Genomic DNA, 26,217 nt, shown 5'->3' with positions numbered 1-26,217 from the left:
AAAGCAGTCGTGCAAAAACCAGATGTGCAAAAAACAGCCGGGGTGCTCACCTTTGAAGATATGCACCCCGGCCACCGTACAACTGGTGTGTTACTTCGAGTTCTTCCGCTCGACCGCGGCCTTCACCAGCCCGGCGAACAGCGGGTGCGGACGCGTCGGCCGGGAGCGCAGCTCCGGGTGGGCCTGGGTGGCGACCAGGTACGGGTGGACCTCGCGCGGGTACTCCACGTACTCGACGAGCTTGCCGTCCGGGGAGGTGCCCGAGAAGAGGATGCCTGCCTTCTTCTCCAGCTCCGAGCGGTAGGCGTTGTTCACCTCGTAGCGGTGCCGGTGCCGCTCCTCGACGTACTCCTTGCCGTCGTACACCTCACGCACGATGGAGCCCTCGGCCAGCTTGGCCGGGTACATGCCCAGGCGCATCGTTCCGCCCATGTCGCCCTCACCGGCGACGATGTCGAGCTGCTCGGCCATGGTGGAGATGACCGGGTGGGAGGTGGCCGGGTCGAACTCGGTGGAGTTGGCGTCGGCGATGCCGGCCAGGTTGCGCGCGGCCTCGATCACGATGCACTGCAGGCCGAGGCAGAGGCCGAGCAGCGGGATCCGGTTCTCGCGGGCGTACTGGATGGCGCCGACCTTGCCGGAGACGCCGCGGTCGCCGAAGCCGCCCGGGACGCAGATCGCGTCGACGTCGGACAGCTGCGCCTCGGCGTCGGCCGGGGTCCGGCAGTCGTCGGAGGTGACCCACTTGATCTTCACGCGGGTCTTGTTGGCGAAGCCGCCCGCGCGCAGCGCCTCGGTGACCGAGAGATAGGCGTCGGGCAGGTCGATGTACTTGCCGACGAGGGCGAGGGTGATCTCGTGGTTCGGGCTGTGGACGCGGTCGAGCAGGTCGTCCCAGGTCGTCCAGTCGACGTCCCGGAACGGCAGGTCGAGGCGGCGGACGGCGTAGGCGTCCAGGCCCTCGGAGTGCACGACCTTGGGGATGTCGTAGATGGACGGCGCGTCGGGGCAGGCCACGACGGCGGCCTCGTCGACGTCGCACATCAGCGAGATCTTGCGCTTGATGGCGGTCGGCACCTCGCGGTCGCAGCGCAGCACGATGGCGTCCGGCTGGATACCGATGTTGCGCAGGGCGGCGACCGAGTGCTGGGTCGGCTTCGTCTTCAGCTCTCCCGAGGGGCCGATGTACGGCAGCAGCGAGATGTGCACCACGAAGACGTTGTCGCGGCCGACCTCGTGCCGGACCTGGCGGACGGTCTCCAGGAACGGCAGCGACTCGATGTCGCCGACCGTGCCGCCGACCTCGGTGATGACGACGTCGACGTCGTCGGTGGCCATGCGGCGGATGCGGTGCTTGATCTCGTTGGTGATGTGCGGGATGACCTGCACGGTGTCGCCCAGATACTCGCCGCGCCGCTCCTTGGCGATCACCGTCGAGTAGACCTGGCCGGTGGTGACGTTGGCGGAGCCGTCCAGGTCGCGGTCGAGGAAGCGCTCGTAGTGGCCGATGTCCAGGTCGGTCTCGGCGCCGTCGTTGGTGACGAACACCTCACCGTGCTGGAAGGGGTTCATCGTGCCCGGGTCGACGTTGATGTACGGGTCGAGCTTCTGCATCACGACGCGCAGACCCCGGGCCTTGAGCAGCATGCCGAGGCTGGAGGCGGTCAGGCCCTTGCCGAGAGAGGAGGCGACACCCCCGGTGACGAAGATGTGCTTGGTCGTCGAAGATTTGGGCGGCATGGCCAAGAGGAGGCTCCCGTGGTCTCGGTCTGGGGGTGCGGTGCGGCTGCCGTGCCGGGCGGTGCCGGGGGTGCCGTCGCTGCGGTTCGGGGGTTTCAAGCCCACCGGTCCACGGGCTACCAGGGTAACAGCGCCAGGGCCCGATGGCGCCCGGCCACTCTGCGCGCACGGCCCGCCACGTACGCGTACCGCTCACCTGTTTCTCACCCGGTGCTCACTCGTTCGGCGCAGGCGCGTTGCCCGGAGCGGCACGCAGATCATCTACGTGCGTCGTATCCTGCTCGGACACTCGCTGCCGAGCCGGCCGGCAACACGGCACCACCCCCGCCCGTAAGCACCGGAACAACACGAGCTCGTCAGATCGTTGAGCAACGACGGTCGTTTTGCCTCCGGGCAGAGCGACGGTTTTACTTCACAGCTCAACGACGCATTACAACGACCCCTTGACCGCACTAGCGAAAGCCCCCTGTGGGGCGACGTGGCCGTTCGACTGGAGTTGCACGTGGCCGGGCGCATCGAAGACTACGCACTCATCGGAGACATGCAGACCGCTGCCCTGGTCTGCCGGGACGGCACAGTCGACTGGCTGTGCCTGCCCCGCTTCGACTCGCACGCCATCTTCGCCGGTCTGCTGGGCACCGAGGAACACGGCTTCTGGCGGATCGGCCCCGCGCACGCCGCCGACGCCGAGCCGCCGACCGCCGCCCGGCGGGGCTACCGCGGCGACTCGCTGATCCTGGAATCCGAGTGGGACACCCCGCGCGGCACGGTCCGCGTGATCGACTTCATGCCGCCGCGTGACGGTGCCCCGCAGCTGATCCGGATCGTGGAGGGCGTCTCGGGGCGGGTGCCGATGCGGTCGGCGCTGCGGATGCGTTTCTCGTACGGCCGGATCGTCCCGTGGGTGCACAAGCACGAGGGGCGCACGGTCGCGGTCGCGGGCCCGGACTCCGTGTGGTTCGACACCTCCACCGAGACCTACGGCAAGGCGCTGACCACGTACGCGGACTTCACGGTCGCGCCCGGCGACCGGATCGCGTTCACCATCTCCTGGCAGCCCTCGCACAAGCAGCCGCCGCCGCTGCCGGAACCCGAGCAGTCGCTGGAGGCGACGGAGGACTTCTGGCGCGAGTGGGTCGAGCACTGCACGTACCACGGGCCGTACCGCGAGGCGGTGGTCCGCTCGCTGATCACGCTGAAGGCTCTGACGTACGCGCCCACGGGCGGCATCGTCGCCGCGCCCACGACCTCGCTCCCGGAGGAGATCGGGGGCGTGCGCAACTGGGACTACCGCTACACCTGGCTCCGGGACGCCGCGATCACCCTGTCCTCGCTGCTGCGCACCGGCTACCGCGAGGAGGCCCGCGCCTGGCGCGAGTGGCTGCTGCGCGCGGTCGCCGGCGACCCGGAGAACCTGCAGATCATGTACGGCATCGCCGGTGAGCGCGAGCTGGGCGAGGCGGAACTGGACTGGCTGCCCGGCTACGAGGACTCCGCGCCGGTCCGCGTCGGCAACGGCGCCGCCCACCAGCTCCAGCTCGACGTGTACGGCGAGGTCACCGAGGCCCTGCACCTGGCCCACATGACGGGCCTGGCCCGCAGCGACTACGCCTCGCTGCTGCAGCTGAAGCTGATCCGCTACCTGGAGGACCACTGGCAGGAGCCGGACGAGGGCATCTGGGAGGTGCGCGGCCCCCGCCGGCACTTCGTGCACTCCAAGGTCATGGCCTGGGTCGCCGTCGACCGCACGATCAAGCTGCTGGAGTCCGGCGACGCGGACGGCCCGCTGGAGCGCTGGAAGGAGCTGCGCGACGACATCCACCGGGACGTGTGCGAGAAGGGCTACGACAAGGAGCGCAACACCTTCACGCAGTCCTACGGCTCGAAGGAGCTGGACGCCTCGCTGCTGCTGATCCCGCAGATGGGCTTCCTGCCGCCGGACGACAAGCGGGTCATCGGCACCATCGAGGCCATCCAGCGCGAGCTGTCCACGCCGGACGGCTTCATCCTGCGCTACCCGACCTCCGGCGAGGACGCCGGCGTCGACGGCCTCCCCGGCGACGAGGGCGCCTTCCTCGCCTGCTCGTTCTGGATGGCCGACGACCTGGCGATGATCGGCCGCGTCGACGAGGCCCGCAAGCTGTTCGAGAAGCTGCTGTCGCTGCGCAACGACCTCGGCCTGCTCGCCGAGGAGTGGGACCCGCGCCTGCAGCGCCAGGTGGGCAACTTCCCCCAGGCCTTCAGCCACGTCCCCCTGATCGACACGGCCCTGCGCCTGACGGCTTCGGGGGCGTACGGCGGCTGAGCGGGCCCACGACCGCTAAGCACGCCGCACGGGCTGTGCCCGCCTAGGCTGGAAGCGCACCCGCCCTTACAGGGAAGGGGGGCCATGTCCTCCAAGGCGCACACAGCCCTCGTCGACCTTCGCGAGGATCTCGACGGCGACGTGTTCGCCCCGTGGGATCCGGGCTACGACGCGGCACGGGCCGTCTTCAACGCCATGATCGACCGGCGGCCGGCGGTGATCGCGCGGTGCGCGCACGAGGCCGACGTCGTCCGGGCGGTGCGGTTCGGCCGGGATCTGGACCTCAACATCGCGGTGCGCGGCGGCGGGCACAGCGTCGCCGGCATGGGGACGAACGACGCCGGTCTGGTCGTCGATCTGCGCCGGATGCACGGCGTGACCGTCGACCCCGCCGCAGAGGCCGTGCGGGTCGAGGGCGGCGCCACGACGAGCCACCTGGACCGCGCGACCCAGCCCTACGGCCTGGCCACCACCGGCGCGCGGGCCTCCACCACCGGCGTCGCAGGCTGCGTGCTGGGCGGCGGCAGCGGCTGGCTGGAGCGCACCTGCGGCCTCGCCGCCGACAACCTGCTCGGCGTCGAGCTGGTCACCGCGCACGGCGACCGGACCCACGCGAGCGCCGACGAGAACCCGGAGCTGTTCTGGGCCCTGCACGGCGGCGGCGGCAACTTCGGCATCGTCACCGCGCTCACCCTCAAGCTGTACGAGGTGCCGGAGTTCGCCCTCGCCCTCGTGCTGTACCTCCCGGAGCACGCCCGCGAGGCGATCCGCACCTACCGGGAGGTCATCGACTCCGGCCCGCTGGAGGCGAGCGGCGCCGTCGTCTGGCAGTGCGGCCCGCGCGCGGAGTTCGTACCGCCGCCGCTGGTCGGCCGGCCGCTGTGCTGTGTGCTGCTGACGTACGCGGGGTCCGAGGAGGACCTGCGCAAGGTGGCCGAGCCGCTGCTGGCGCTGCCGCACGAGTCGGAGGTCGTCACCGCGCTCCCGTACGCCGACGCCCAGTGCCTGCTAGACGCCCCGCCCGGCCTGCGCAACCACTGGTCGGCGGAGTATCTGTCCGGCGCGCCGGACGACTTCGTGGACGTCTTCTGCGCCCTCGCGGACTCCCTGCCGGTGCCGACGGCCACCCGGCACACGCTGTTCCCGCTGGGCGGCGCGGTCGCCGACGCCCCGGCCGACCACCCGGTGTCGTACCGGGACGCGGCCTGGGCCGTGCATCCCTTCGGCAGCTGGGCGGACCCCGCGGACGACGAGCGGTGCATGGGCTGGGTCAGGGACGTGCGCGCCGCCGTCCGGCCGTGGAGCACCGGCGCGGTCCACCTCAACTTCGTCGGCGACGAGGGACGGGACCGGGTGCGGGCCGGCCTGGGCCCCCACAACATGTGGCGGCTGGGTGCGCTGAAGCGGCGGTACGACCCGGACAACGTCTTCCGCTTCAACCACAACATCCGGCCGCTGTAGGCCTGTTCAGACCGTCGCGGAGGCCTCGGTGACAGCGTCGTCGTCCGTGCGTTCGGTCGCGTCCTCCAGGACGATCCGGCCGATGACCTCGTAGCGCTCCGGCCGCCGCGCCTTCAGGTACCAGCCGAGCCCGAGCCCGCCGAAGAAGACCAGCCCCACGATCCACGGGATGGCCTTGAAGAAGACCGAGTCGGCCGCCGTACCGGCCGCCGCGTCCAGGTTGGTCACCAGCAGCCCCACGACCGCGATCATCCCGACCCCGCCGAGCAGCGGAGCCGTGAGGGTGCGGAACCAGTGCCGGTCCTCGGGGTGGTTGCGGCGGAAGTAGCCGATGACCGCGAAGGAGCACAGCGTCTGCACGATGAGGATCGCCATCGTGCCGAGGATGGCCAGCAGCGTGTACAGGTGGACGTACGGATCCTGGCCGGTCAGCCAGAACGCCCCGACGAGCACGACCGCGATCACCGACTGCGCGAAGGACGCGATGTACGGCGAGCCGTGCCTCACGTGCGTACGCCCCAGCGCCGGATGCAGGAACCCCTCCCGGCCGACGGCGTACAGATAGCGGGCCGCGCACTGGTGGAAGGCCATCCCGCAGGCGAACGAGCCGGTGATCAGCAGCCACTGGAAGGCGTCCACCGCCCAGGCGCCGATGAAGGAGCGCGCCGGGTCGAAGAACAGGTCCAGCGGGCTGGTCCCCGAGGAGACCTTCACCGAGCCGGCCAGGCCGTTGCCCGCGATCGTCATCCAGGAGACGTAGATGTAGAAGACGCCGACGCCGACCACGGAGACGAGAGTGGCGCGCGGGATGACCCGCTTGGGGTCGCGGGACTCCTCGCCGTACATCGCCGTCGACTCGAAGCCGACCCACGACCAGAACGCGAAGAACAGTCCGAGCCCGGCGGAGGTGCCGGTGAAGGCGTTCGCCGGGTCGAGGGGCTCGACGGGGATGCCGTCCGGGCCGCCGCCGTTCAGGAGGACGGCGGTGGCGACCGCGAAGAGCACCGCGATCTCGGCGATCAGCATCACGCCGAGGGCCTTGGCGGTCAGGTTGATGTCGAAGTACGCCAGCACGGCGGTCACCAGCAGCATGGCGGCGGCGTAGAGGATCCAGGGCAGGTCGACGCCGAGCTGGTCGTGGACGGTGGTCCGCGCGAAGTAGGAGAACACCCCCACGATGGACGCCTCGAAGACGACGTACGCCAGCACCGCGAGCATCCCGGAGGCCATGCCGGCGATGCGGCCCAGGCCGTGCGAGATGTAGCCGTAGAAGGCGCCCGCGGCGGTGATCCGGCGGGCCATGGCGACGTACCCGACGGAGAACACCGTCAGCACCAGCGTCGCGAAGAGATAGCCGGCCGGTGCGCCGGTGCCGTTGCCGAAGCCGACGGCGATGGGCAGGTTGCCGGTCATCGCGGTGATCGGCGCTGCGGTCGCGACGGCCATGAAGACGACGCCGACCAGGCCGACGGAGTTCGCCCTGAGCCGCTGGACTTCGCGCCCGGGTGCCGCGCCCTTGGGTGTCTCTGCCATTCCCGCCCCTCTCCGGGCCCTGCCACGACGAAAACCGAAGATCCAACGGGGTTGCCCCCGCGGATGCCACAGTCTGGCGAGGCAGTGACGGACGCCACAATCGGCACGCGGTAGCGCAATGGGGCGCGGGAGACGACGGAATGTCGCGCCGCGCGGCCCGGTGATCGTTCCCGAAACCGCCCGGAGATGTCGCCGGAACGTGGGCGCGGGTAGCGTCCGCTGCATGGACAGCCGATTCGACAGCACGGGCGCCGGGATCACCGTTCAACGGGCACTGGAACTGCCCGGCCTGCGCAGCGGGCTCCCGGAGGTGCTCGCGGGCGCGGAGCGGCTGCAGCGGACCGTGCGCTGGGTGCACGCGGGCGAGGTGCCGAACATCGCCTCGCTGCTGAAGGGCGGCGAACTGCTGCTGACCACGGGGTACGGCCTCGGCACCCGCCCGGCTGACCAGCGCGCCTTCGTCCGCACCCTGGCCGAGCGCGGCATCGCGGCCCTCGTCGTCGAGCTCGGCCCCCGCTTCACCCGCCTGCCCGCCGCGCTGGTCGAGACGGCCCGCACGGCCGGGCTCCCGCTGGTCCAGCTGCACCGCGAGGTGCCGTTCGTGACGGTCACCGAGGAGATCCACACCGAGATCGTCAACGGCCACTACGCGCTGCTCCAGCGCGCCGAGGAGGTGCACCGCCGCTGCACTCAGGCCCTGCTGGGCGGCGGCGGCATCCCGCAGGTCCTCGGCATCCTGGCCGACTTCAGCGGCAACCCGGTCTTCCTGGAGACCACGGACGGCCAGCTGCTGTACGCCGCCGGGGCCGGGCCGGAGGGGGCGGAACCGCTCCAGGTGTGGGAGGGGCTGCGCGGCCAGCACAAGGACGCCCCGCCGGCCGGGTCGGTGCTGGTGGACGTGCCGGGCGGCGGGCCGGGGACGGGGTCGGTGCGGGCGAGGCTGGCGCTGCTGCCGGTTCGTGCGCCGCTCGCGCCGGTGCACCGGATCGCCGCCGAGCGAACCGCGGGCATCCTCGCCGTGGTGCTGATGCAGGCCCGCCAGGAGGAGGAGCTGGCCGCGCGCGGGCGCGGCGACTTCCTCACCGACCTCGCCGAGGGCCGGATCTCCGCCGAGGACGCCCCGGCGCAGGCGCGGGTGCTGGGCTTCAAGCCGGGCGGCAGCCCGCTGCTGCCGGTGGTGATGCGACTCGGCGACGCGCTCTCTCCCGGCGGCGGCTGGGCGGTGCTCGCGCGCGCCGTCTCGGAGGAGCTGGCCTCGGTGGGCGTGCCGGTCCTGCTCGGCGTACGGCCGGTGGAGGGCCGTGTCCTGGTGCTGCTCGGTCTGCGCTCGGAGTCGGAGCGCTCGGCGGTCGCCGACCGGGTCGCGGCGGCGCTGCGGGCCGGTGTGGAGCGGGCCGGGATGCAGCGTCCGGGGGCGCAGCCGCCCATCGTGGTCGTCGGCGTGGCCGGTGGCTGGGCGGCGGCGTCGGCGGGGCTGCGGCACGCGGCGGAGACGGCGACCGCCGCACAGGGGCTCACGGACCGACCCTGGTACGACGCCCGTCGCCTGGACATCGACCTGTTGCTGTGGCGGTTGCGGGACCATCCCGACCTGGCGGCGTTCGTGGACCGGGCGATCGGGCCGGTCCGGGACCACGACAGCCGGTCCAGGCCGCCCCTGCTGCCCACCCTGGAGACCTACCTCGCACACGCGGGACGCAAGGCGGAGACGGCCCGCGAGCTGCACCTCAACCGGCAGACGCTGTACAACCGCCTCGCCCGCATCGGTGAGTTGCTGGGCACCGACCTCGACGACCCGCACACGGTACTGGCGTTGAGCCTCGCCCTGCGGGCCCGCCGGCACGTCGGTCAGGTCAGCGGCGTCGGTTAGACCAGGAGCGGCCGGTCAGATCAGCGGCCGGGGCTGCGTCAACTCGTCGTACACACTGAGCACTTGGGCGACCGTCTCGTCCTCGGTCGGCCAGGTCGCCGCCTGTCGCTGCCCCTTCTCCCGCAGCAGCTCCCGCCGCCCGGGATCGCCGAGCAGCCGTACGACGGCGTCGGCGAACGCCTGCGCGTCCCCGGGCGGGACGAGTTCGGCCGCGTCGCCGACGAGTTCGGGGACACCGCCGACGGAGGTGGCGACCAGCGGCACGCGCGCGTGCAGGGCCTCCTGCGCCAGCACGGACCGCGACTCCCACCAGCTCGGCAGCAGCGCCAGATCGGCGGCCGCGAGCAGCTCGCCCACGTCGTCGCGCCGTCCGATGAGCCGCACCGGCAGCGCCTCGTCCTCGATCCGGCGCTGCAGCACCGTGCGCAGCGGCCCCTCGCCCGCGATGGCGACCAGCGGCACGGGATCGAGGCCCCGCCAGGCGCGGGCGGCGTCGAGCAGGACGTCGTAGCCGCGCTGCGGGTCGAGGGAGCCGACGGCCATCAGCAACGGGCGTCCGATGGCGCCGAGTTCGGCCCGGATCTTGGGGCGCGCGGGGTCGGGTTCGTCGGACTCGGCGACCGTGCGGCGCCCGGGCAGGGCGACGGCGGCGAGCCGGGCGTCGCGCGCACCCGCCTGCCGTGCCCGGTCGACGAGATCGGAGGTGGTGCCGAGCACCACGGCGGCCGCCCGCACCACCCGGCGCTCCAGCAGGCGCAGAAACTGGGCGCGCGCCCCCTCCGCGTGGGCGCGGCTGTGCCAGGTGACGATCAGCGGGGTGCGCCGTCCGGCCAGGGCGAGCACGGCCCGGAACGAGGCGTGCAGCCCGTGCGCGTGCACCAGGTCGGCGCCGGTGCAGGCGGCTCGCAGTGCCGCCACCGACCCCGGGTCGCTGCTGCGCGGCACGTGCACATGCTCGGCGCCGGCGCCGCTGAAGTCGTAGGTGCGATCGGCCTCGGCGGGGGCGCACACCGTGACTCGCACGCCCCGCGCGACGAGCCCCGCGGCCAGCGAGCGCACGTGTGCGCTGCTGCCGGCGTTGCCTCCGCCCAGCACCTGCACGGTGCGCAGCGTCGACTGGCCGTGCGGAGAGTGGCTGCTCGCGGGGGTCACGTGGCCGGGGCTCCTGGGTTCGGCGTGGGACGGTCACGACGGTCACGGAGAAACGTACAGAAGGATGCGGCGGAGGAGGTGTACCGCGCGACTTCCTCCGCGTTCCCGCCCAAGGATGCCAGGACGTACGGCCGTTCCGGCAACGCCGGAGATCACACGCTCCCACACGCCGGGGCAACGCGCCGCTTCGCGTCACTCACCCGAGTGACCTCGCAAGCCCGCTCACCCGGCCCCCGCACACCACCGCGACCACGACACCGACGGCGTGACCGACCAACCCGGCCCGCCCGTTGGCCGCGACGACCGCCGCCCCGAGAGCGGCACCCAGCGCGTGCGCCCCCGTGTCCCCAATCATCACGCGCTCCCCGAGATCGTCGGGCAGCACGGTCCCGGCCGCCCCCATCGCGACGGCGGCCAACTCGGCCGCCCCCGGCCCCTTGCGCAGCAGCCCGGGCGCCGCCAGCGCGACGACCGCCCCGGCGGCCCTGCCCGGCCGCACATCCACGAGGTTGACGAAGTGTGCCGCCCCGGCGATCACGATCCCGGCCAGCACCTTGTCGAGCGGCCGCTCCTTGAGCGCGGCGCCCGCGAGCAGCCCCGCCGCGCCGATCCCGAACAGCTTGACGGCCCCGCTGGTGACCTCGCCGTCCCGCAGCGCGGCCAAGTGAGCCCGGAAGCCGCGCCGATGATCCCCGGCCACGTCGTCGTACGCCCCACAGCCGCCGACGGCGACCATCGCGGCCCCGGCGAGCGGGTTCACCCGCCCGACGCCGACGGCCGTGGCGAGGGCGGTGGCGGGACCGGCGTACAACTCCACGGTCCGCCCGGCGTAGTTCTGCCGCTCCCAGCGCGTACGACCGCCGGGGGCGGTGGCGCGCAGGGCGCCGAGTGCGGCGCGGGTGAGGGCGGCGGTGACAGCGAGGGAGGTGATCCTCGACGTGCGACTCGAACGGGTGATCATCGCATCACCGTACGTCCTGCTACCCGTCCGCCCGAGCCGTCTCCAGCAGTTCCTCCGCGTGCGCCCGCGCCGTCTGGGAGTCCTCCTGACCGGCCAGCATCCGGGACAGCTCCCGGATCCGGTCCTCTCCCTCCAGCACCTTCACGCCGGACCGGGTCACCGACCCGTCGTTCCGCTTCTCGACCAGCAACTGCCGGTCGGCGAAGGCGGCCACCTGCGGCAGGTGCGTCACCACGACCACCTGCGCGGTCTTCGCCAGCCGGGCCAGCCGCCGCCCGATCTCCACCGCGGCCTTGCCACCCACACCGGCGTCCACCTCGTCGAAGAGGTACGTCGGCACCGGATCCGTCCCCGCGAACACGACCTCCACGGCGAGCATCACGCGCGACAGCTCACCGCCGGACGCGCCCTTGGCGATGGGCCGCGGCGGCGCACCCGGGTGGGGCGCCAGCAGCAGCTCCACCTCGTCGGCACCGGACGGCCCGTACGCCACCGTACGGCCGCCGACCTCGACACCCTCCGGGTCCTCGGTCTGCCGGATGGCGAACGACACGCGCGCGTGCGGCATGGCGAGCGAGGCCAGCTCGGCGGTCACGGCGGCCGCGAACCGTTCGGCCGCGTCCGTCCGCGCGTCCGTCAAGGCCTGAGCCAGCCCGCCCAGTTCGGCGCGCAGCGCGTCCCGCTCGGCGGTCAGCTCCCCGATCCGCTCGTCGTCGCCGTCGAGTTCGGTGAGCCGCGCGGCACCCTGCTCGGCCCACACGAGCACCGCGTTGATGTCCTCGCCGTACTTCCGGGTCAGCCCGGTCAGCGCGGCCCGCCGCTCCTCGACCGCGGCCAGCCGCAGCGGATCGGCGTCCAGATCGTCGGCGTATCCCGCCAGCTCGCCCGCCACATCGCCCAGCAGGATCCCGATCTCCCCGATCCGGTCGGCGAGCGCGGCCAGCGCCGGATCGTGGGACCGTACGGCTTCCAACGCCCGATGCGCCCCCGCGACGAGCGTCGAGGCGTCGACGCCCTCCGGATCCTCCGGATTCCCGGCGAGCGCCGCATGAGCGGCCGTGGCGGCGGACGCCAGCGCCTCCGCGTGCCCCAGCCGCTCGGCCTCCTCGGCCAGCTCCACGTCCTCACCGGCCCGCGGCTCGACGGCGGCGACCTCGTCGAGCCCGTAGCGCAGCATGTCGGCTTCCTGGGCCCGCTCCCGCGCGCGCGTGGTGATCTCGTCGAGCTCGACGGCGACGGCCCGCAGCCGCCGGTAGGCCTCGGAGTACTTGGCCAGCGGCGCGGCCACCGCGTCACCGGCGTACCGGTCGAGCGCCTGCCGCTGCCGTGACAGCTTCAGCAACCCCTGCTGGTCGGTCTGCCCGTGCACGGCGACCAACTCGTCGGCGAGCTCGGCCAGCACCCCCACGGGCACGGACCGCCCACCGAGATGCGCCCGGGACCGCCCCTCGGCGGACACGGTACGGCTGATCAGCAGGGCACCGTCGTCGAGCTCGGCCCCGGCCTCCTCGGCCCGTACGGCGACCGAGGCGTCCGCGGGCACGGTGATCCGCCCCTCCACGACCGCCTTGTCGGCCCCGATCCGCACGAGCGCCGGATCCGCCCGCCCACCCAGCAACAGCCCCAGGCTGGTGACCACCATGGTCTTGCCCGCACCCGTCTCACCGGTGACAGCGGTGAACCCCGGCGACAACTCGACGACGGCATCGTCGATGACTCCGAGCGACCGTATCCGCATCTCCTCCAACACGGACACGACCATACGAGGTCCGGCCCCCAGAGCGCGACGCCGGTCCCCCTTGTCACTCACGCGAGTGCACGCCGGGCAGGGGCGCGGGGAACTGCGCGATCAACCACAACGATCCCGCAGCCGCCCACGCACCGATGCCCGTATGGCGAACCGCTAGTGCGGAGCCCCCCGCCACCCAGAAACCGGCAACGCGAACTTCGCCACCAGCCGATCAGTGAACGAGGCATGATGCAACCGAGCCAGCCGCACCGGCACAGCCCCCCGCCGCACCTCGACCCGTGCCCCGGCGGGCAACTCCACGGTCCGCCGCCCGTCACACCACAGCACCCCCGGCGGAATGTGCGGCAGAACCTCCACGGCCAGCACAGAGTCCGGCGACGTCACCAACGGCTTCGCGAACAGCGCGTGCGCGGAGATCGGCACCATCAACAACGCCTCCACCTCGGGCCACACCACGGGCCCACCAGCGGAAAACGCATACGCGGTCGACCCAGTGGGCGTCGACAGCACAATCCCGTCACACCCGAACCCCGTCACCGGCCGCCCGTCGATCTCCAGCACGACCTCGAGCAGCTTCTCGGCCCCGGCCTTCTGCACCGCCGCCTCGTTCAGCGCCCAGTCCGTGTGCACGATGTCGCCGTTGCTGTGCACGACGACGTCGACGGTCATCCGCTCCTCGACCTCGTACGCCCGCGTCACCACCCGGTCGACAACCTTGTCGAGATCGTCCCGCTCGGCCTCCGCGAGGAACCCGACCCGCCCGAGGTTGACGCCGAGCATCGGCACCCCGGACGCCCGCGCGAACTCCGCGCCGCGCAGCAGCGTCCCGTCACCGCCCAGCACGATCAGCAGTTCGCACCCGTCGAGGCACTGCGGCGTCGCCTCCTTGACCAGCCGCACCTCGTCCGGCAGCGGCAGGTCGGCCGCCTCCGCCTCCAGCACCCGCACGCCGATACCGGAGCGCAGCAGCCCCTTGACCACCAGCTCGGCGCTGCGCACGGCCGCGGGCCGTCCGGTGTGGGCGAGCAGAAAAACAGTACGAGCTCGGTTCGCTGTCAACGCGGCCCCTCCGCAACTGCACGGTCGACGTCGGCCGGGTCCAGACGGGGAGCCCCGGCCCGCAGCCACAGAAAGTACTCGACATTCCCCGAGGGCCCGGGCAACGGACTGGCCGTCACGCCCTTCGCCCCGAGCCCCAGCTCCCAGGCCCGCTCGGCCACCCCGCGCACGGCCTCGGCCCGCAGCTGCGGACTCCGTACCACTCCCCCGCTGCCCAGCCGTTCCCTGCCCACCTCGAACTGCGGCTTGACCATCATCACCAGGTCGGCGTCCGGCCGTACACAGCGCACGAGGGCGGGCAGGACCAGCCCGAGCGGGATGAAGGACAGATCCCCCACCACAAGATCCACAGGTTCCCCATCGATCGCTTCAAGCGTCAACTCCCGTACGTTCGTACGGTCCTTGACGGTGACGCGTTCATCGCTCTGCAGAGTCCAGGCGAGTTGTCCGTATCCGACGTCCACGGCGACGACGTGCGCGGCCCCCGCCCGCAGCAGCACATCGGTGAAACCGCCGGTGGAGGCCCCGGCGTCCAGCGCCCGCCGCCCCTTGACGGCCAGGCCCTGCGGTACGAAGACCTCCAGTGCGCCTGCGAGCTTGTGGCCGCCGCGGGACACGTAGTCGGGATCGCTGTCGTCGGCCGCGACGACGATCGCCGCGGCGGTCTCCACCTGGGTGGCCGGCTTGGTCGCGACCGTCTTGCCGACGCTGACCCGGCCGGCGGCGATCAGCTGGCCGGCGTGCTCGCGCGAGCGCGCGAGCTTCCGGCGGACCAGCTCCGCGTCGAGACGGCGGCGTGCGACTCCTGCCACGTTCGGTTCAGCTCCCCTGTCGATACGTCGATGGGGGCGCCGGAGGTCCCGGGCGGGCGTCGAGCGCGGTGAGCGCGTCGCGCAGCCCCCGATGTACATCCTCGTACACCTCGACGTGTCCGTCGGTGGCCAGGTGGTCGGCGTCGCCGAGCCGCTCCATCTGGGCGTCCACCTCGGCGTTGCCGGTGGGGGTGCGGGGCACGCCGAGCGGGGCTGGCGCGGCGGGGTCGTGCTCGGGTTCGACCGCGGGACCGCCCTCCGCGGCCGTCGGGTGCTCGGGCGCTGAGTCGTTCATGCTCCGACGCTACCCCGAAGCCCTGCGGTACCGTCGGTCACAATGGCAACGATCGAGGAATGCCGCTCGGCACTGGAGCAGCTCTCGGACAACATGCAGCACGCCGAGGGCGACGTCGGTGCGGCTGCCGCGATGGACCGGTCCGTGAGCTGCCACATCACCGACCTGGACATCACCTTCGTCGGCCGTATGCGGGACAGGCGGATCACGGTGCACGACACCGTCCAGGGCCCGCCGCCCGAGAAGGCCCAGATCAGGCTCGCCATGGCAGGAGACGATCTGGTGGCGCTGGTGGACGGCGAGCTGCATTTCGCCAAGGCCTGGGGGTCGGGCCGGGTGAAGCTGGAGGCGAGCCTGTTGGACCTGTTCCGCCTCAGGAAGCTTCTCTAGCGGCCGCAGCAGCCGTAGCAGCGACTTTCCTGATGTCGGCCCGCGCCTTGCGCGCCGCCGGTACCACCAGCGGCGTCCCCGTCTCCGGGTCGTCGATGACCTGGCAGCGCAGCCCGAAGACGTCCTCCACCAGTTCGGCGGTGACGATGTCGTTCGGCGCGCCCTCGGCGATCACCTCGCCGCCGCGCAGCGCGATGAGGTGCGTGGCGTACCGGGCGGCGTGGTTGAGGTCGTGCAGCACGGCGACGAGCGTGCGCCCCTGCTCCTCGTGCAGCTCCGCGCAGAGATCCAGTACGTCGATCTGGTGCTGGATGTCCAGATACGTCGTCGGCTCGTCCAGGAGCAGCAGCGGCGTCTGCTGGGCCAGCGCCATCGCGATCCACACCCGCTGCCGCTGACCGCCGGACAACTCGTCGACATAGCGATCCGCGAGTTCGGCGACCCCGGTCTGCGCCATGGACTCCTGCACGACCCGCTCGTCCTCGGCCGACCACTGCCGCAGGATCCCCTGGTGCGGATACCGCCCCCGACCCACCAGGTCGGCGACCGTGATCCCGTCCGGCGCGATCGACGACTGGGGCAGCAGACCGAGCGTCCGGGCGACCTTCTTCGCCGGCATCGACTGGATGACCTGCCCGTCCAGCAGGACCCGGCCCTGGCTCGGCTTGAGCATCCGCGACAGCGCGCGCAGCAGCGTGGACTTGCCGCAGGCGTTCGGGCCGACGATCACGGTGAACGAGTTGTCGGGGATCTCCACCGACAACCGCTCGGCGATGACGCGCTGGTCGTAGGCGAGGGTGACGTTCTCGGCGGACAGGCGGTTCACGGTGCTCCTTTGGATGTTCTGGTGCGCGGGGGCGCTCGCGGGGGCGCTCATATCCGCCCCGCCCTGCGCTCGGTGACCAGCAGCCACAGCAGGTAGACGCCACCGAGCACGCCGGTGACCACGCCCACGGGCAGCTGGTCGGCGCCGAAGACGCGCTGCGAGACCCAGTCGGCGGTGACCAGGAGGGTCGCGCCCATGCACAGCGACGGCAGCAGGTTCGGGCCGGGCGAGCGGGTCAGCCGGCGCGCCAGCTGCGGCGCGGTGAGGGCCACGAAGCTGACGGGGCCGGCGGCGGCGGTGGCGGTGGCGGTGAGCAGCACGGCGGCCACCAGCAGCAGCATCCGTACCCGTTCGACGCGCACCCCGAGGGAGTACGACACGTCGTCGCCCATCTCCAGCATCCGCAGCCCGCGCGCATTGGCGAGGACGAGCGGTACGAGGACGGCGCACAGCGCGAGCAGCGGCCAGACCTGCGCCCAGTCACGGCCACTGAGCGAGCCGGTCATCCACACGACGGCCCGGGCCGCGTCGACGAGGTCGGCCTTGGTCAGCAGATAGCCGTTGACGGCGGTCATGATGGCGGACATACCGATACCGACCAGCACCAGCCGGTACCCGTGCACGCCCTGCTTCCACGCCAGCGCGTAGATGGCGAGCCCGGCCCCCAGACAGCCCACCAGCGCGCCGGCTGTGACCGCGTTCGCGCTCCCGGAGAACAGCACGATCACCGTGAGCGCCCCAGCCGTCGCGCCCTGCCCGAGGCCGAGTACGTCCGGACTGCCCAGCGGGTTGCGGGAGATGGACTGGAACAGCGCACCGCCGAGCCCGAGCGAGGCACCGACCAGCAGCCCGACCAGGACCCGCGGCAGCCGCAGCTCGCCCACGATGAACTCCTGCCCGGCGTCCCCGTTGCCGACCAGCGTCCTCAACACGTCGGCGGCGGGGATCGGGAAGTCGCCGGTGCCGATCAGCGCCACACTCGCGGCGAGGGCGGCGAGCAACAGCAGGACGACGACGGTGAGGGCCCGGACGTCCAGGCGCACGGACAGCCCGCCCGGCGTCCGTACGGCACGGTTGGCACGGTTGGTGGTCACAGCTGGGCCGTCCTCCGCCGTCGTACGAGAAAGATGAAGACCGGGCCGCCGAGGATCGCGGTCACGATGCCGACCTGGAGCTCCGCGGGCCGCGCGACGATCCGGCCGAGTACGTCGGCGCCGAGCAGCAGCACGGGCGACAGGATGGCCGCGTACGGCAGGATCCAGCGCAGGTCGGGCCCGGTGAAGGACCGTACGACGTGCGGCACCATCAGCCCGACGAACACGATCGGCCCGCAGGCGGCGGTCGCCGCCCCGCACAGCACGGTGGCGGCGAGCATGGACAGCGCCCGGGTGCGGTTGAGGTTGGCGCCGAGGGCCTTGGCGGTGTCGTCGCCCATGGCCATCGCGTTCAGCGGGCGGGCGAGGGCGAGCGCGAGGACCGAGCCGGCCACCAGGAACGGCAGCACCTGCGTGATGGTGTGGTCGGTCGCCGCGCTCAGCGAACCGACCGTCCAGAAGCGCATCCGGTCCAGCGCCGCGTCGTCCAGGATCATCAGGGCCTGGAGATAGCCGTAGAGCGCGGCGCTGATCGCCGTACCGGCGAGGGCGAGTCGCACCGGCGTGGCGCCCCGGCTGCCGCCCAGGAACCACACCAGCGCGCCGACCGCGGCCGCGCCGAAGAACGCGAACCACACATAGCCGCTGAGGCTGGTGACACCGAAGAAGGTGATGGCGGTGACGACCGCCGCGGACGCGCCCGCGTTGATGCCGAGCAGTCCGGGGTCGGCCAGCGGATTACGGGTGAGCGCCTGCAGGACGGCCCCGGACAGACCGAGCGCGGCGCCGGCGAGCAGCCCGAGCAGGGTCCGGGACAGCCGCTCGCCGACCACGACGTCGCCGTATGTCCCCGAATCCTGGAACAGACCGTGCCAAACCTGCCCGAGGGACAGCTCCTTGGCACCGACGGCGATGCTCGCCAATGCGACGAGCACCATGATCAGCACGGCGAGGAGCAGCCCAAAGGCACGTATCGCCCGACGGGTTGGGGGCGCGGCGGCGACTTCCGCGCGCGGTTCGGGGGGACTCTCAACCAACACGCAGTTAGGTTAGCCTACCCTCGCATTGGATCAAGATCCCGACCGGATCCCGGCCACGCCCCTGGCCCTCACAACGCCAGCCGCGCCAACGCCTTCCCCCCGTCCAGCTCACAAACCCCCTCCCCGGCCGCCGTCCAGGCAGCCGCACACAGCGCCCGCAACCCGTCCAGCGCCTCCCCGTCGCCCTCCAGCTCCAGCTCCGCGTCCCCGGCCGTCGCCGTCCAGCCACCACATCGGAAGCCCGCACCTGCCTCGACGACCTCCGGCTGCCCGGTGAGCATCCCCCTTAGATCCGCGTCGACATAGGTCGGCCGGTGCCGCGGCGGCGCCGCGAGCAGCTGCGGCCCGTCGGTCACGCCGGTCAGGACGAGCAGCGAGTCGACGCTCCCGTTGAACGCCCCCTCGATGTCCGTGTCCAGCCGGTCCCCCACCACCAGCGGCCGCTGCGCGCCCGTCCGCAGGATCGTCTCCCGGTGCATCGGCGGCAGCGGCTTGCCCGCCACCTGCGGCTCGGCGCCGGTCGCGATCCGCACCACGGCCACCGCCGCCCCGTTCCCCGGCGCGATGCCGCGCGCACTCGGAATCGTCAGGTCGGTGTTGGACGCGAACCAGGGCACCCCGCGCGCGATGGCATAACACGCCTCGGCGAACCGCCCCCACGGCAACTCCGGCCCGCCATACCCCTGTACGACCGCCGCCGGATCGTCGTCCGCCGACTCCACCGGCACGAGCCCCCGCTCCCGCAGCGCCACCCGCAACCCCTCGCCACCCACCACCAGCACCCGCGCCCCCGCCGGCACCTGCTCGGCGATCAGCCGCGCGACCGCCTGCGCCGAGGTGATGACATCACTGGCCTCGGCCGGTATCCCCAGCTCCGTCAGATGCGCGGCCACGGCATCCGGCGTCCGCAGCGCGTTGTTCGTGACATACGCCAGATGCATCCCGCCGACACGCGCGGCACCGAGCGACTCGACGGCGTACGCGATCGCCTCTCCGCCCGCGTACACCACCCCGTCCAGGTCGAGCAGCGCCGTGTCGTACGCCTCGCTCAGCGCCCGCCCGCTGCCCTCGGGCCTGGTCCTGACCTGCTGGCTCATTCCCCACCGCTCCTCGGTCCACCGGCTTTTCCTCGATCATGCCTCATGCCACTGACACACGCGGTGCACGTACGATGCCGGGATGAACACAGCAGGTCACCCGGAAGCAACGACGCGCCGAGGCCTCGAACTCACCCCGTTCCGAGGACTTCGCTACGACCCCGACCGGGTCGGCAGCCTGGCGGCCGTGACATCCCCGCCGTACGACGTCGTCGTACGCCCCGACGGCGTGCACCAGCTGCAGTCGGCAGACCCGCACAACATCGTCCGGCTGATCCTCCCCGAGGCCGCCACCCCCAGCGTGCGCAACGCCCAGGCCGCCGACACCCTGCACCGCTGGCTCACCGAGGGCGTGCTGACCGCCGACCCCGAACCCGGCCTCTACGTCTACGAACAGCACGACGGCAACGGCATGCTCCAGCGCGGGATCATCGGCGCCCTGCGTGTCTCCGATCCGTCGGAGGGTGTGGTCCTGCCGCACGAGGACGTGATGCCGCACATCGTCGCCGACCGCGCCGACCTGATGCGCGCCACCTCCGCGAACCTCGAACCCCTCCTGCTGACCTACCGCGGCAGCGGCCGGGCGGGCGCGAGCGAGGTCGTCGAACGGACCGCCGAAAAACCCCCGCTCCTCGCCACCACCACCGAGGACGGCTTCAGCCACCGCCTCTGGTCCGTCACCGACGCCCACGACGTGGCCCGCGTCCAGTCCGACCTCGCCCACCACCAGGCCCTCATCGCCGACGGCCACCACCGCTGGGCCACCTACCGCCTCCTGCGCGCCGAGCACCCCTCCCCCAGCCCCTGGGACTACGGCCTGGTCCTCCTCGTCGACACCGCCCGCTACCCGCTGCGCGTCCGCGCCATCCACCGCCTCCTGCACGGCCTGCGGGTGCCCGACGCCCTGTCAGCCCTCCACGGCCACTTCAACGTACGCCACGTGGACGCACCGCTCCCCAGAGCCCTCATGGCCCTCGCCGAAGCCGCGGTCTCGGGCAACGCCTTCCTGCTCGCCGGCGACGGCACGTTCCACCTGGTCGACCGCCCCGACCCGGACCTGCTGGCGCGCACGATCCCCTCGGACCGCCCCAAGGCATGGCGCACGCTGGACGCCACGGTCCTGCACGCCACCCTCCTCGACCACATCTGGCACGTCCCCGAGGACTCCCCCGCCCACATCGCCTACATCCACGACGCGGCGGCCACGGTCCGCAAGGCGGAACGCGACGGCAGTACGGCCGTCCTGCTGCACCCCGTCCACGAGGACGTCGTACGAGCCCTCGCCCGCCAGGGCGTGACCATGCCCCGCAAGTCCACGTCGTTCGGGCCCAAGCCGGCGTCGGGTCTGGTGTTCCGCGCGCTGGACCTCTGACGCACGCCGGGTACGAAAGTGGGCGGGACCCCCGAACCAGGGTTCCCGCCCATTCTCAAACCCGCACGTCAGTCCCGGTCGCCGCCCTCGGCGGAAGCCGAGTCGTCCTTGGCCTCGCCCTCGGCGCCGTCGACCTCCTCGCTGTCGTCGAGGGCGTCGACGAACTCCACCCCGTCCAGCTCGGCCAGCCGGTCCGAGGCGTCCGTGCTGCCGTCCCGGTCGGCCTCCACGGCCTTCGCGAACCACTCCCGAGCCTCACGCTCCCGCCCGGCCGCGAGCAGCGCGTCGGCGTACGCGTACCGCAGCCGCGCGGTCCACGGCTGTACGGAACTGGAGGCCAGCTCCGGGCTCTGCAGCGTCACGATGGCCGCGTCGAGCTGCCCCATGTCACGGCGGGCGCCGGCCGCGACGAGCCGCATCTCCACCTGCCCGGCCTTGTCGAGCTTCTGCACCTCGGGCGCCCCGGCCATGTCCAGCGCCTTCTCCGGACGCCCGAGCCCACGCTCGCAGTCGGCCATGACAGGCCACAGTTCCACGGTGCCGGTCATCCGCCGCGCCGCTCGGAACTCGGCCAGCGCCTCCGCGTACTTCTGGTTCGCATACGCCGCGAATCCGGCTGCCTCCCGTACGGCGGCGACGCGCGACGCCAGCCGCAGGGCGACCCTGGAGTAGCCGTACGCCCCCTCGGGGTCCTCGTCGATCAGCCGCGCGACCATGACGAGGTTCTTGGCGACATCCTCCGCGAGCGTCTTCGGCAGGCTCTGCAGCTCCTGCCGTACGTCCTTGTCGATCTCGTCGCCGGTCACGTCCTCCGGGATCGGCAGCCGCTTGATCGGCTCACGGTCCCGCTCGCGCTCCTCACGGAACCGACCGCCGGCGCCACCGCGCCGGTCGTCACGCCCACGGAAGCCACCGGGCCGACCGCCCCGGTCGTCCCGACGGGGACCGCGTCCACGGTCGTCCCGCCCCCGGAACCCGCCACGCTCACCCCGGTCGTCACGCCGACCGTATCCGCCACGGTCCCCACGCTCGTCCCGCCGGAAACCACGGTCGCGGTCATCACGCCGGTCATCACGACGCTCGTCCCGCCGGCCGTATCCGCCACGGTCGCTGTCACGCCGGTCATCACGCCTGTCGTCGCGACGGAACCCACCACGATCGTCACCGCGCCGGTCATCACGCCTGTCATCGCGACGGAACCCACCACGATCGTCACCGCGCCGGTCATCACGCCTGTCATCGCGACGGAACCCACCACGGTCATCGCCACGCCGGTCATCACGCCTGTCATCGCGACGGAACCCACCACGGTCATCGCCACGCCGGTCATCACGCCTGTCATCGCGACGGAACCCACCACGATCGTCGCCACGCCGGTCATCACGCCTGTCATCGCGACGGAACCCACCACGGTCATCGCCACGCCGGTCATCACGCCTGTCGTCCCGACGGAACCCACCACGATCGTCACCGCGCCGGTCATCACGCCTGTCGTCCCGACGGAACCCACCACGGTCATCGCCACGCCGGTCATCACGCCTGTCATCGCGACGGAACCCACCACGATCGTCACCGCGCCGGTCATCACGCCTGTCGTCCCGACGGAACCCACCACGATCGTCGCCACGCCGGTCATCACGGCGCTCCCCGCGGTCGTCGCGGCGGAAGGTCGGGCGGTCACCTCGGTCGTCCCTGCGGAACCCACTGGGCCGACCGCCCCGGTCGTCCCGACGGGGCCCACGATCACGGTCGTCACGCCGATCGTCGCGTCGGCCGTGCCCACCGCGGTCGCCACCACGGTCGCCGTCCCGGTCGCCGTCCCGACGGCCGTATCCGCCACGGTCGTTGTCCCGCCGGAACCCGCCCCGGTCACCGCGGTCACTGCGCTCGCGCCGGAAGCCGCCGCGGTCGCCGCGATCGCCACCATCCCGTCGCCGCTGGTCGCGCTCCGGTCGATCTTCGGGAGAGTTGGTGGACATCGGTGACTCCTGTCTTCGGTACCGCAAGCATTGTAAAAACAAAAGGACCCCTGGTCCCAGCTGAACGCTGGGACCAGGGGTCCTCCAAAGATTGTTCGGCGGCGTCCTACTCTCCCACAGGGTCCCCCCTGCAGTACCATCGGCGCTGTAAGGCTTAGCTTCCGGGTTCGGAATGTAACCGGGCGTTTCCCTCACGCTATGGCCACCGAAACCCTAATGGTTTCGAGCGAACAAGCACACTCTTCTGTTATGCGTTCTGCTCAAAGCCGGCAACGGTCGTTGCCTCAGAACTAACACAGTGGACGCGAGCAACTGAGGACAAGCCCTCGGCCTATTAGTACCGGTCAACTCCACACGTTACCGTGCTTCCATATCCGGCCTATCAACCCAGTCGTCTACTGGGAGCCTTACCCCATCAAGTGGGTGGGAGTCCTCATCTCGAAGCAGGCTTCCCGCTTAGATGCTTTCAGCGGTTATCCCTCCCGAACGTAGCCAACCAGCCATGCCCTTGGCAGAACAACTGGCACACCAGAGGTTCGTCCGTCCCGGTCCTCTCGTACTAGGGACAGCCCTTCTCAAGACTCCTACGCGCACAGCGGATAGGGACCGAACTGTCTCACGACGTTCTAAACCCAGCTCGCGTACCGCTTTAATGGGCGAACAGCCCAACCCTTGGGACCGACTCCAGCCCCAGGATGCGACGAGCCGACATCGAGGTGCCAAACCATCCCGTCGATATGGACTCTTGGGGAAGATCAGCCTGTTATCCCCGGGGTACCTTTTATCCGTTGAGCGACGGCGCTTCCACAAGCCACCGCCGGATCACTAGTCCCGACTTTCGTCCCTGCTCGACCCGTCGGTCTCACAGTCAAGCTCCCTTGTGCACTTACACTCAACACCTGATTGCCAACCAGGCTGAGGGAACCTTTGGGCGCCTCCGTTACCCTTTAGGAGGCAACCGCCCCAGTTAAACTACCCATCAGACACTGTCCCTGATCCGGATCACGGACCCAGGTTAGACATCCAGCACGACCAGACTGGTATTTCAACGACGACTCCACACGAACTGGCGTCCGCGTTTCAAAGTCTCCCAGCTATCCTACACAAGCCGAACCGAACACCAATATCAAACTGTAGTAAAGGTCCCGGGGTCTTTCCGTCCTGCTGCGCGAAACGAGCATCTTTACTCGTAGTGCAATTTCACCGGGCCTATGGTTGAGACAGTCGAGAAGTCGTTACGCCATTCGTGCAGGTCGGAACTTACCCGACAAGGAATTTCGCTACCTTAGGATGGTTATAGTTACCACCGCCGTTTACTGGCGCTTAAGTTCTCAGCTTCGCCCCACCGAAATGGAGCTAACCGGTCCCCTTAACGTTCCAGCACCGGGCAGGCGTCAGTCCGTATACATCGCCTTACGGCTTCGCACGGACCTGTGTTTTTAGTAAACAGTCGCTTCTCGCTGGTCTCTGCGGCCACCCCCAGCTCCGGCAGCAAGTGCCGTCACCGGATGTGGCCCCCCTTCTCCCGAAGTTACGGGGGCATTTTGCCGAGTTCCTTAACCATAGTTCACCCGAACGCCTCGGTATTCTCTACCTGACCACCTGAGTCGGTTTAGGGTACGGGCCGCCATGAAACTCGCTAGAGGCTTTTCTCGACAGCATAGGATCATCCACTTCACCACAATCGGCTCGGCATCAGGTCTCAGCCTTATGTGCGACGGATTTACCTATCGCACGGCCTACACCCTTACCCCGGGACAACCACCGCCCGGGATGGACTACCTTCCTGCGTCACCCCATCACTCACCTACTACCAGCTCGGGTCACCGGCTCCACCACTCCCCCTCACTCCGAAGAGATCAGGGGCGGCTTCACGGGCTTAGCATCACTGGATTCAATGTTTGACGCTTCACGGCGGGTACCGGAATATCAACCGGTTATCCATCGACTACGCCTGTCGGCCTCGCCTTAGGTCCCGACTTACCCTGGGCAGATCAGCTTGACCCAGGAACCCTTAGTCAATCGGCGCAAACGTTTCTCACGTTTGTATCGCTACTCATGCCTGCATTCTCACTCGTCAACCGTCCACAACTCGCTTACGCGGCTGCTTCACCCGGCAGACGACGCTCCCCTACCCATCAACACCCTCGTTGGAGGTACATGTGTCAATGACACGACTTCGGCGGTACGCTTGAGCCCCGCTACATTGTCGGCGCGGAATCACTTGACCAGTGAGCTATTACGCACTCTTTCAAGGGTGGCTGCTTCTAAGCCAACCTCCTGGTTGTCTGTGCGACTCCACATCCTTTCCCACTTAGCGTACGCTTAGGGGCCTTAGTCGATGCTCTGGGCTGTTTCCCTCTCGACCATGGAGCTTATCCCCCACAGTCTCACTGCCGCGCTCTCACTTACCGGCATTCGGAGTTTGGCTAAGGTCAGTAACCCGGTAGGGCCCATCGCCTATCCAGTGCTCTACCTCCGGCAAGAAACACACGACGCTGCACCTAAATGCATTTCGGGGAGAACCAGCTATCACGGAGTTTGATTGGCCTTTCACCCCTAACCACAGGTCATCCCCCAGGTTTTCAACCCTGGTGGGTTCGGTCCTCCACGAAGTCTTACCTCCGCTTCAACCTGCCCATGGCTAGATCACTCCGCTTCGGGTCTTGAGCGCGCTACTGAAACGCCCTATTCGGACTCGCTTTCGCTACGGCTACCCCACCCGGGTTAACCTCGCAACACACCGCAAACTCGCAGGCTCATTCTTCAAAAGGCACGCAGTCACGAGATACAGCAAGCTGCATCCGACGCTCCCACGGCTTGTAGGCACACGGTTTCAGGTACTATTTCACTCCCCTCCCGGGGTACTTTTCACCATTCCCTCACGGTACTATCCGCTATCGGTCACCAGGGAATATTTAGGCTTAGCGGGTGGTCCCGCCAGATTCACACGGGATTTCTCGGGCCCCGTGCTACTTGGGTGTCTCTCAAACGAGCCGCTGACGTTTCGACTACGGGGGTCTTACCCTCTACGCCGGACCTTTCGCATGTCCTTCGCCTACATCAACGGTTTCTGACTCGTCCCACGGCCGGCAGACCGTGGAAGAGAGATCCCACAACCCCGCATACGCAACCCCTGCCGGGTCTCACACGCATACGGTTTGGCCTCATCCAGTTTCGCTCGCCACTACTCCCGGAATCACGGTTGTTTTCTCTTCCTGCGGGTACTGAGATGTTTCACTTCCCCGCGTTCCCTCCACACTGCCTATGTGTTCAGCAGCGGGTGACAGCCCATGACGACTGCCGGGTTTCCCCATTCGGAAACCCCCGGATCAAAGCCTGGTTGACGACTCCCCGGGGACTATCGCGGCCTCCCACGTCCTTCATCGGTTCCTGGTGCCAAGGCATCCACCGTGCGCCCTTAAAAACTTGGCCACAGATGCTCGCGTCCACTGTGCAGTTCTCAAACAACGACCAGCCA

20 protein-coding genes and 2 rRNA genes are annotated in these 26,217 nt (G+C 70.3%); 6 read left to right on the top strand and 16 right to left on the bottom strand.

The features are described 5' to 3' along the window. Positions 1-90: 90 nt before the first annotated feature. Positions 91-1,740, bottom strand: a complete 1,650-nt coding sequence (locus I2W78_RS32345; protein WP_196463783.1) for a CTP synthase — start codon at positions 1,738-1,740, stop codon at positions 91-93. Positions 1,741-2,242: 502 nt separating this feature from the next. Here I2W78_RS32345 and I2W78_RS32340 point away from each other — a divergent pair. Continuing rightward, entirely contained in the window at positions 2,243-4,045 is a 1,803-nt protein-coding gene (locus tag I2W78_RS32340; protein WP_196463782.1) for a glycoside hydrolase family 15 protein, read from the top strand. Positions 4,046-4,129: 84 nt separating this feature from the next. Next, positions 4,130-5,506, top strand: a complete 1,377-nt coding sequence (locus tag I2W78_RS32335) for an FAD-binding oxidoreductase (RefSeq protein ID WP_196463781.1) — start codon at positions 4,130-4,132, stop codon at positions 5,504-5,506. Between the two features lie 6 nt (positions 5,507-5,512). Here I2W78_RS32335 and I2W78_RS32330 read toward each other — a convergent pair whose 3' ends face one another. Continuing rightward, complete coding sequence (locus tag I2W78_RS32330; protein ID WP_196463780.1) at positions 5,513-7,039, bottom strand: APC family permease; 1,527 nt, start codon at positions 7,037-7,039, stop codon at positions 5,513-5,515. A 223-nt stretch (positions 7,040-7,262) separates the two neighbouring features. On the opposite strand from I2W78_RS32330, the gene I2W78_RS32325 reads away from it, so the two are divergent. Continuing rightward, the gene (locus I2W78_RS32325) at positions 7,263-8,909 is read left to right on the top strand and encodes a PucR family transcriptional regulator (protein WP_196463779.1); all 1,647 of its coding nucleotides are present in this window, start codon (positions 7,263-7,265) and stop codon (positions 8,907-8,909) included. A 15-nt stretch (positions 8,910-8,924) separates the two neighbouring features. Here I2W78_RS32325 and I2W78_RS32320 read toward each other — a convergent pair whose 3' ends face one another. The 6 genes from I2W78_RS32320 to I2W78_RS32295 form a co-directional block, all read right to left on the bottom strand. Then, on the bottom strand, positions 8,925-10,061 hold the full coding sequence (locus I2W78_RS32320) for a glycosyltransferase family 4 protein (protein ID WP_196463778.1): 1,137 nt from the start codon (positions 10,059-10,061) through the stop codon (positions 8,925-8,927). Positions 10,062-10,257: 196 nt separating this feature from the next. Then, positions 10,258-11,022 (bottom strand): hypothetical protein, encoded by a 765-nt coding sequence (locus I2W78_RS32315; protein WP_196463777.1) that lies wholly within the window; start codon positions 11,020-11,022, stop codon positions 10,258-10,260. A gap of 19 nt (positions 11,023-11,041) precedes the next feature. Continuing rightward, positions 11,042-12,784: a DNA repair protein RecN gene (recN, locus tag I2W78_RS32310; protein WP_196463776.1), complete on the bottom strand. Its 1,743-nt coding sequence runs from the start codon at positions 12,782-12,784 to the stop codon at positions 11,042-11,044. A gap of 141 nt (positions 12,785-12,925) precedes the next feature. Further along, positions 12,926-13,831 carry an NAD kinase gene (locus I2W78_RS32305; RefSeq protein WP_196463775.1) on the bottom strand — a complete coding sequence of 302 codons (906 nt, stop codon included), beginning with the start codon at positions 13,829-13,831 and terminating at the stop codon, positions 12,926-12,928. Next, a complete protein-coding gene (locus tag I2W78_RS32300; RefSeq protein WP_196463774.1) occupies positions 13,828-14,643 on the bottom strand; it encodes a TlyA family RNA methyltransferase in 816 nt (271 codons plus the stop codon). Before I2W78_RS32300 ends, I2W78_RS32305 begins: the two co-directional genes overlap by 4 nt. A 7-nt stretch (positions 14,644-14,650) precedes the next feature. Next, on the bottom strand, positions 14,651-14,938 hold the full coding sequence (locus tag I2W78_RS32295) for a hypothetical protein (RefSeq protein ID WP_196463773.1): 288 nt from the start codon (positions 14,936-14,938) through the stop codon (positions 14,651-14,653). Positions 14,939-14,980: 42 nt separating this feature from the next. Between I2W78_RS32295 and I2W78_RS32290 the strand changes: the two genes are divergently transcribed. Further along, a complete protein-coding gene (locus I2W78_RS32290) occupies positions 14,981-15,328 on the top strand; it encodes an SCP2 sterol-binding domain-containing protein (RefSeq protein ID WP_196463772.1) in 348 nt (115 codons plus the stop codon). Here the strand turns inward: I2W78_RS32290 and I2W78_RS32285 are convergent. The 4 genes from I2W78_RS32285 to I2W78_RS32270 all read right to left on the bottom strand — a co-directional run bounded on the left by I2W78_RS32285 (position 15,312) and on the right by I2W78_RS32270 (position 19,385). Continuing rightward, on the bottom strand, positions 15,312-16,205 hold the full coding sequence (locus tag I2W78_RS32285; RefSeq protein ID WP_196463771.1) for an ABC transporter ATP-binding protein: 894 nt from the start codon (positions 16,203-16,205) through the stop codon (positions 15,312-15,314). The genes I2W78_RS32290 and I2W78_RS32285 overlap by 17 nt on opposite strands. Beyond that, positions 16,202-17,248 (bottom strand): FecCD family ABC transporter permease, encoded by a 1,047-nt coding sequence (locus tag I2W78_RS32280; RefSeq protein WP_196463770.1) that lies wholly within the window; start codon positions 17,246-17,248, stop codon positions 16,202-16,204. The genes I2W78_RS32285 and I2W78_RS32280 overlap by 4 nt, the downstream gene beginning before the upstream one ends. Next, positions 17,245-18,288 (bottom strand): FecCD family ABC transporter permease, encoded by a 1,044-nt coding sequence (locus I2W78_RS32275; RefSeq protein WP_196463769.1) that lies wholly within the window; start codon positions 18,286-18,288, stop codon positions 17,245-17,247. Before I2W78_RS32275 ends, I2W78_RS32280 begins: the two co-directional genes overlap by 4 nt. 68 nt (positions 18,289-18,356) lie before the next feature. After that, complete coding sequence (locus tag I2W78_RS32270; protein ID WP_196463768.1) at positions 18,357-19,385, bottom strand: HAD hydrolase-like protein; 1,029 nt, start codon at positions 19,383-19,385, stop codon at positions 18,357-18,359. 82 nt (positions 19,386-19,467) lie between these two features. Between I2W78_RS32270 and I2W78_RS32265 the strand changes: the two genes are divergently transcribed. Continuing rightward, positions 19,468-20,757 carry a DUF1015 family protein gene (locus tag I2W78_RS32265; RefSeq protein WP_196463767.1) on the top strand — a complete coding sequence of 430 codons (1,290 nt, stop codon included), beginning with the start codon at positions 19,468-19,470 and terminating at the stop codon, positions 20,755-20,757. Positions 20,758-20,825: 68 nt separating this feature from the next. Here the strand turns inward: I2W78_RS32265 and I2W78_RS32260 are convergent, their stop codons facing one another. Next, a complete protein-coding gene (locus I2W78_RS32260) occupies positions 20,826-21,581 on the bottom strand; it encodes a tetratricopeptide repeat protein (protein WP_196464804.1) in 756 nt (251 codons plus the stop codon). Next, positions 21,560-22,393, bottom strand: a complete 834-nt coding sequence (locus I2W78_RS32255) for a hypothetical protein (protein ID WP_196464851.1) — start codon at positions 22,391-22,393, stop codon at positions 21,560-21,562. The genes I2W78_RS32260 and I2W78_RS32255 overlap by 22 nt, the downstream gene beginning before the upstream one ends. A 139-nt stretch (positions 22,394-22,532) precedes the next feature. On the opposite strand from I2W78_RS32255, the gene I2W78_RS32250 reads away from it, so the two are divergent. After that, positions 22,533-22,742 carry a hypothetical protein gene (locus I2W78_RS32250; protein WP_196464850.1) on the top strand — a complete coding sequence of 70 codons (210 nt, stop codon included), beginning with the start codon at positions 22,533-22,535 and terminating at the stop codon, positions 22,740-22,742. A gap of 87 nt (positions 22,743-22,829) precedes the next feature. On the opposite strand, the gene rrf is transcribed toward I2W78_RS32250, so the two are convergent. Further along, positions 22,830-22,946: ribosomal RNA gene (gene rrf / locus I2W78_RS32245) — 5S ribosomal RNA — on the bottom strand. A 104-nt stretch (positions 22,947-23,050) separates the two neighbouring features. Continuing rightward, positions 23,051-26,171 (bottom strand): 23S ribosomal RNA (locus tag I2W78_RS32240). Positions 26,172-26,217: the final 46 nt, after the last annotated feature.

This window comes from Streptomyces spinoverrucosus, assembly GCF_015712165.1.
In the GTDB taxonomy this organism is placed as follows: domain Bacteria; phylum Actinomycetota; class Actinomycetes; order Streptomycetales; family Streptomycetaceae; genus Streptomyces; species Streptomyces spinoverrucosus_A.
Note: the sequence above shows the minus strand (reverse complement) of the source record. Positions and strands in the feature narration are given on the sequence as shown.

What these genes read in the sequence shown, in the direction of transcription:
- I2W78_RS32265 (WP_196463767.1), top strand. Translation starts at nt 19,468, where the DNA reads ATGAACACAGCAGGTCACCCGGAAGCAACGACGCGCCGAGGCCTCGAA.
- I2W78_RS32270 (WP_196463768.1), bottom strand. Translation starts at nt 19,385, where the DNA reads ATGAGCCAGCAGGTCAGGACCAGGCCCGAGGGCAGCGGGCGGGCGCTG.
- I2W78_RS32295 (WP_196463773.1), bottom strand. Translation starts at nt 14,938, where the DNA reads ATGAACGACTCAGCGCCCGAGCACCCGACGGCCGCGGAGGGCGGTCCC.
- I2W78_RS32345 (WP_196463783.1), bottom strand. Translation starts at nt 1,740, where the DNA reads ATGCCGCCCAAATCTTCGACGACCAAGCACATCTTCGTCACCGGGGGT.
- I2W78_RS32285 (WP_196463771.1), bottom strand. Translation starts at nt 16,205, where the DNA reads ATGAGCGCCCCCGCGAGCGCCCCCGCGCACCAGAACATCCAAAGGAGC.
- recN (WP_196463776.1), bottom strand. Translation starts at nt 12,784, where the DNA reads ATGGTCGTGTCCGTGTTGGAGGAGATGCGGATACGGTCGCTCGGAGTC.
- I2W78_RS32325 (WP_196463779.1), top strand. Translation starts at nt 7,263, where the DNA reads ATGGACAGCCGATTCGACAGCACGGGCGCCGGGATCACCGTTCAACGG.
- I2W78_RS32335 (WP_196463781.1), top strand. Translation starts at nt 4,130, where the DNA reads ATGTCCTCCAAGGCGCACACAGCCCTCGTCGACCTTCGCGAGGATCTC.
- I2W78_RS32330 (WP_196463780.1), bottom strand. Translation starts at nt 7,039, where the DNA reads ATGGCAGAGACACCCAAGGGCGCGGCACCCGGGCGCGAAGTCCAGCGG.
- I2W78_RS32290 (WP_196463772.1), top strand. Translation starts at nt 14,981, where the DNA reads ATGGCAACGATCGAGGAATGCCGCTCGGCACTGGAGCAGCTCTCGGAC.
- I2W78_RS32255 (WP_196464851.1), bottom strand. Translation starts at nt 22,393, where the DNA reads ATGACCGGCGTGGCGACGATCGTGGTGGGTTCCGTCGGGACGACAGGC.
- I2W78_RS32315 (WP_196463777.1), bottom strand. Translation starts at nt 11,022, where the DNA reads ATGATCACCCGTTCGAGTCGCACGTCGAGGATCACCTCCCTCGCTGTC.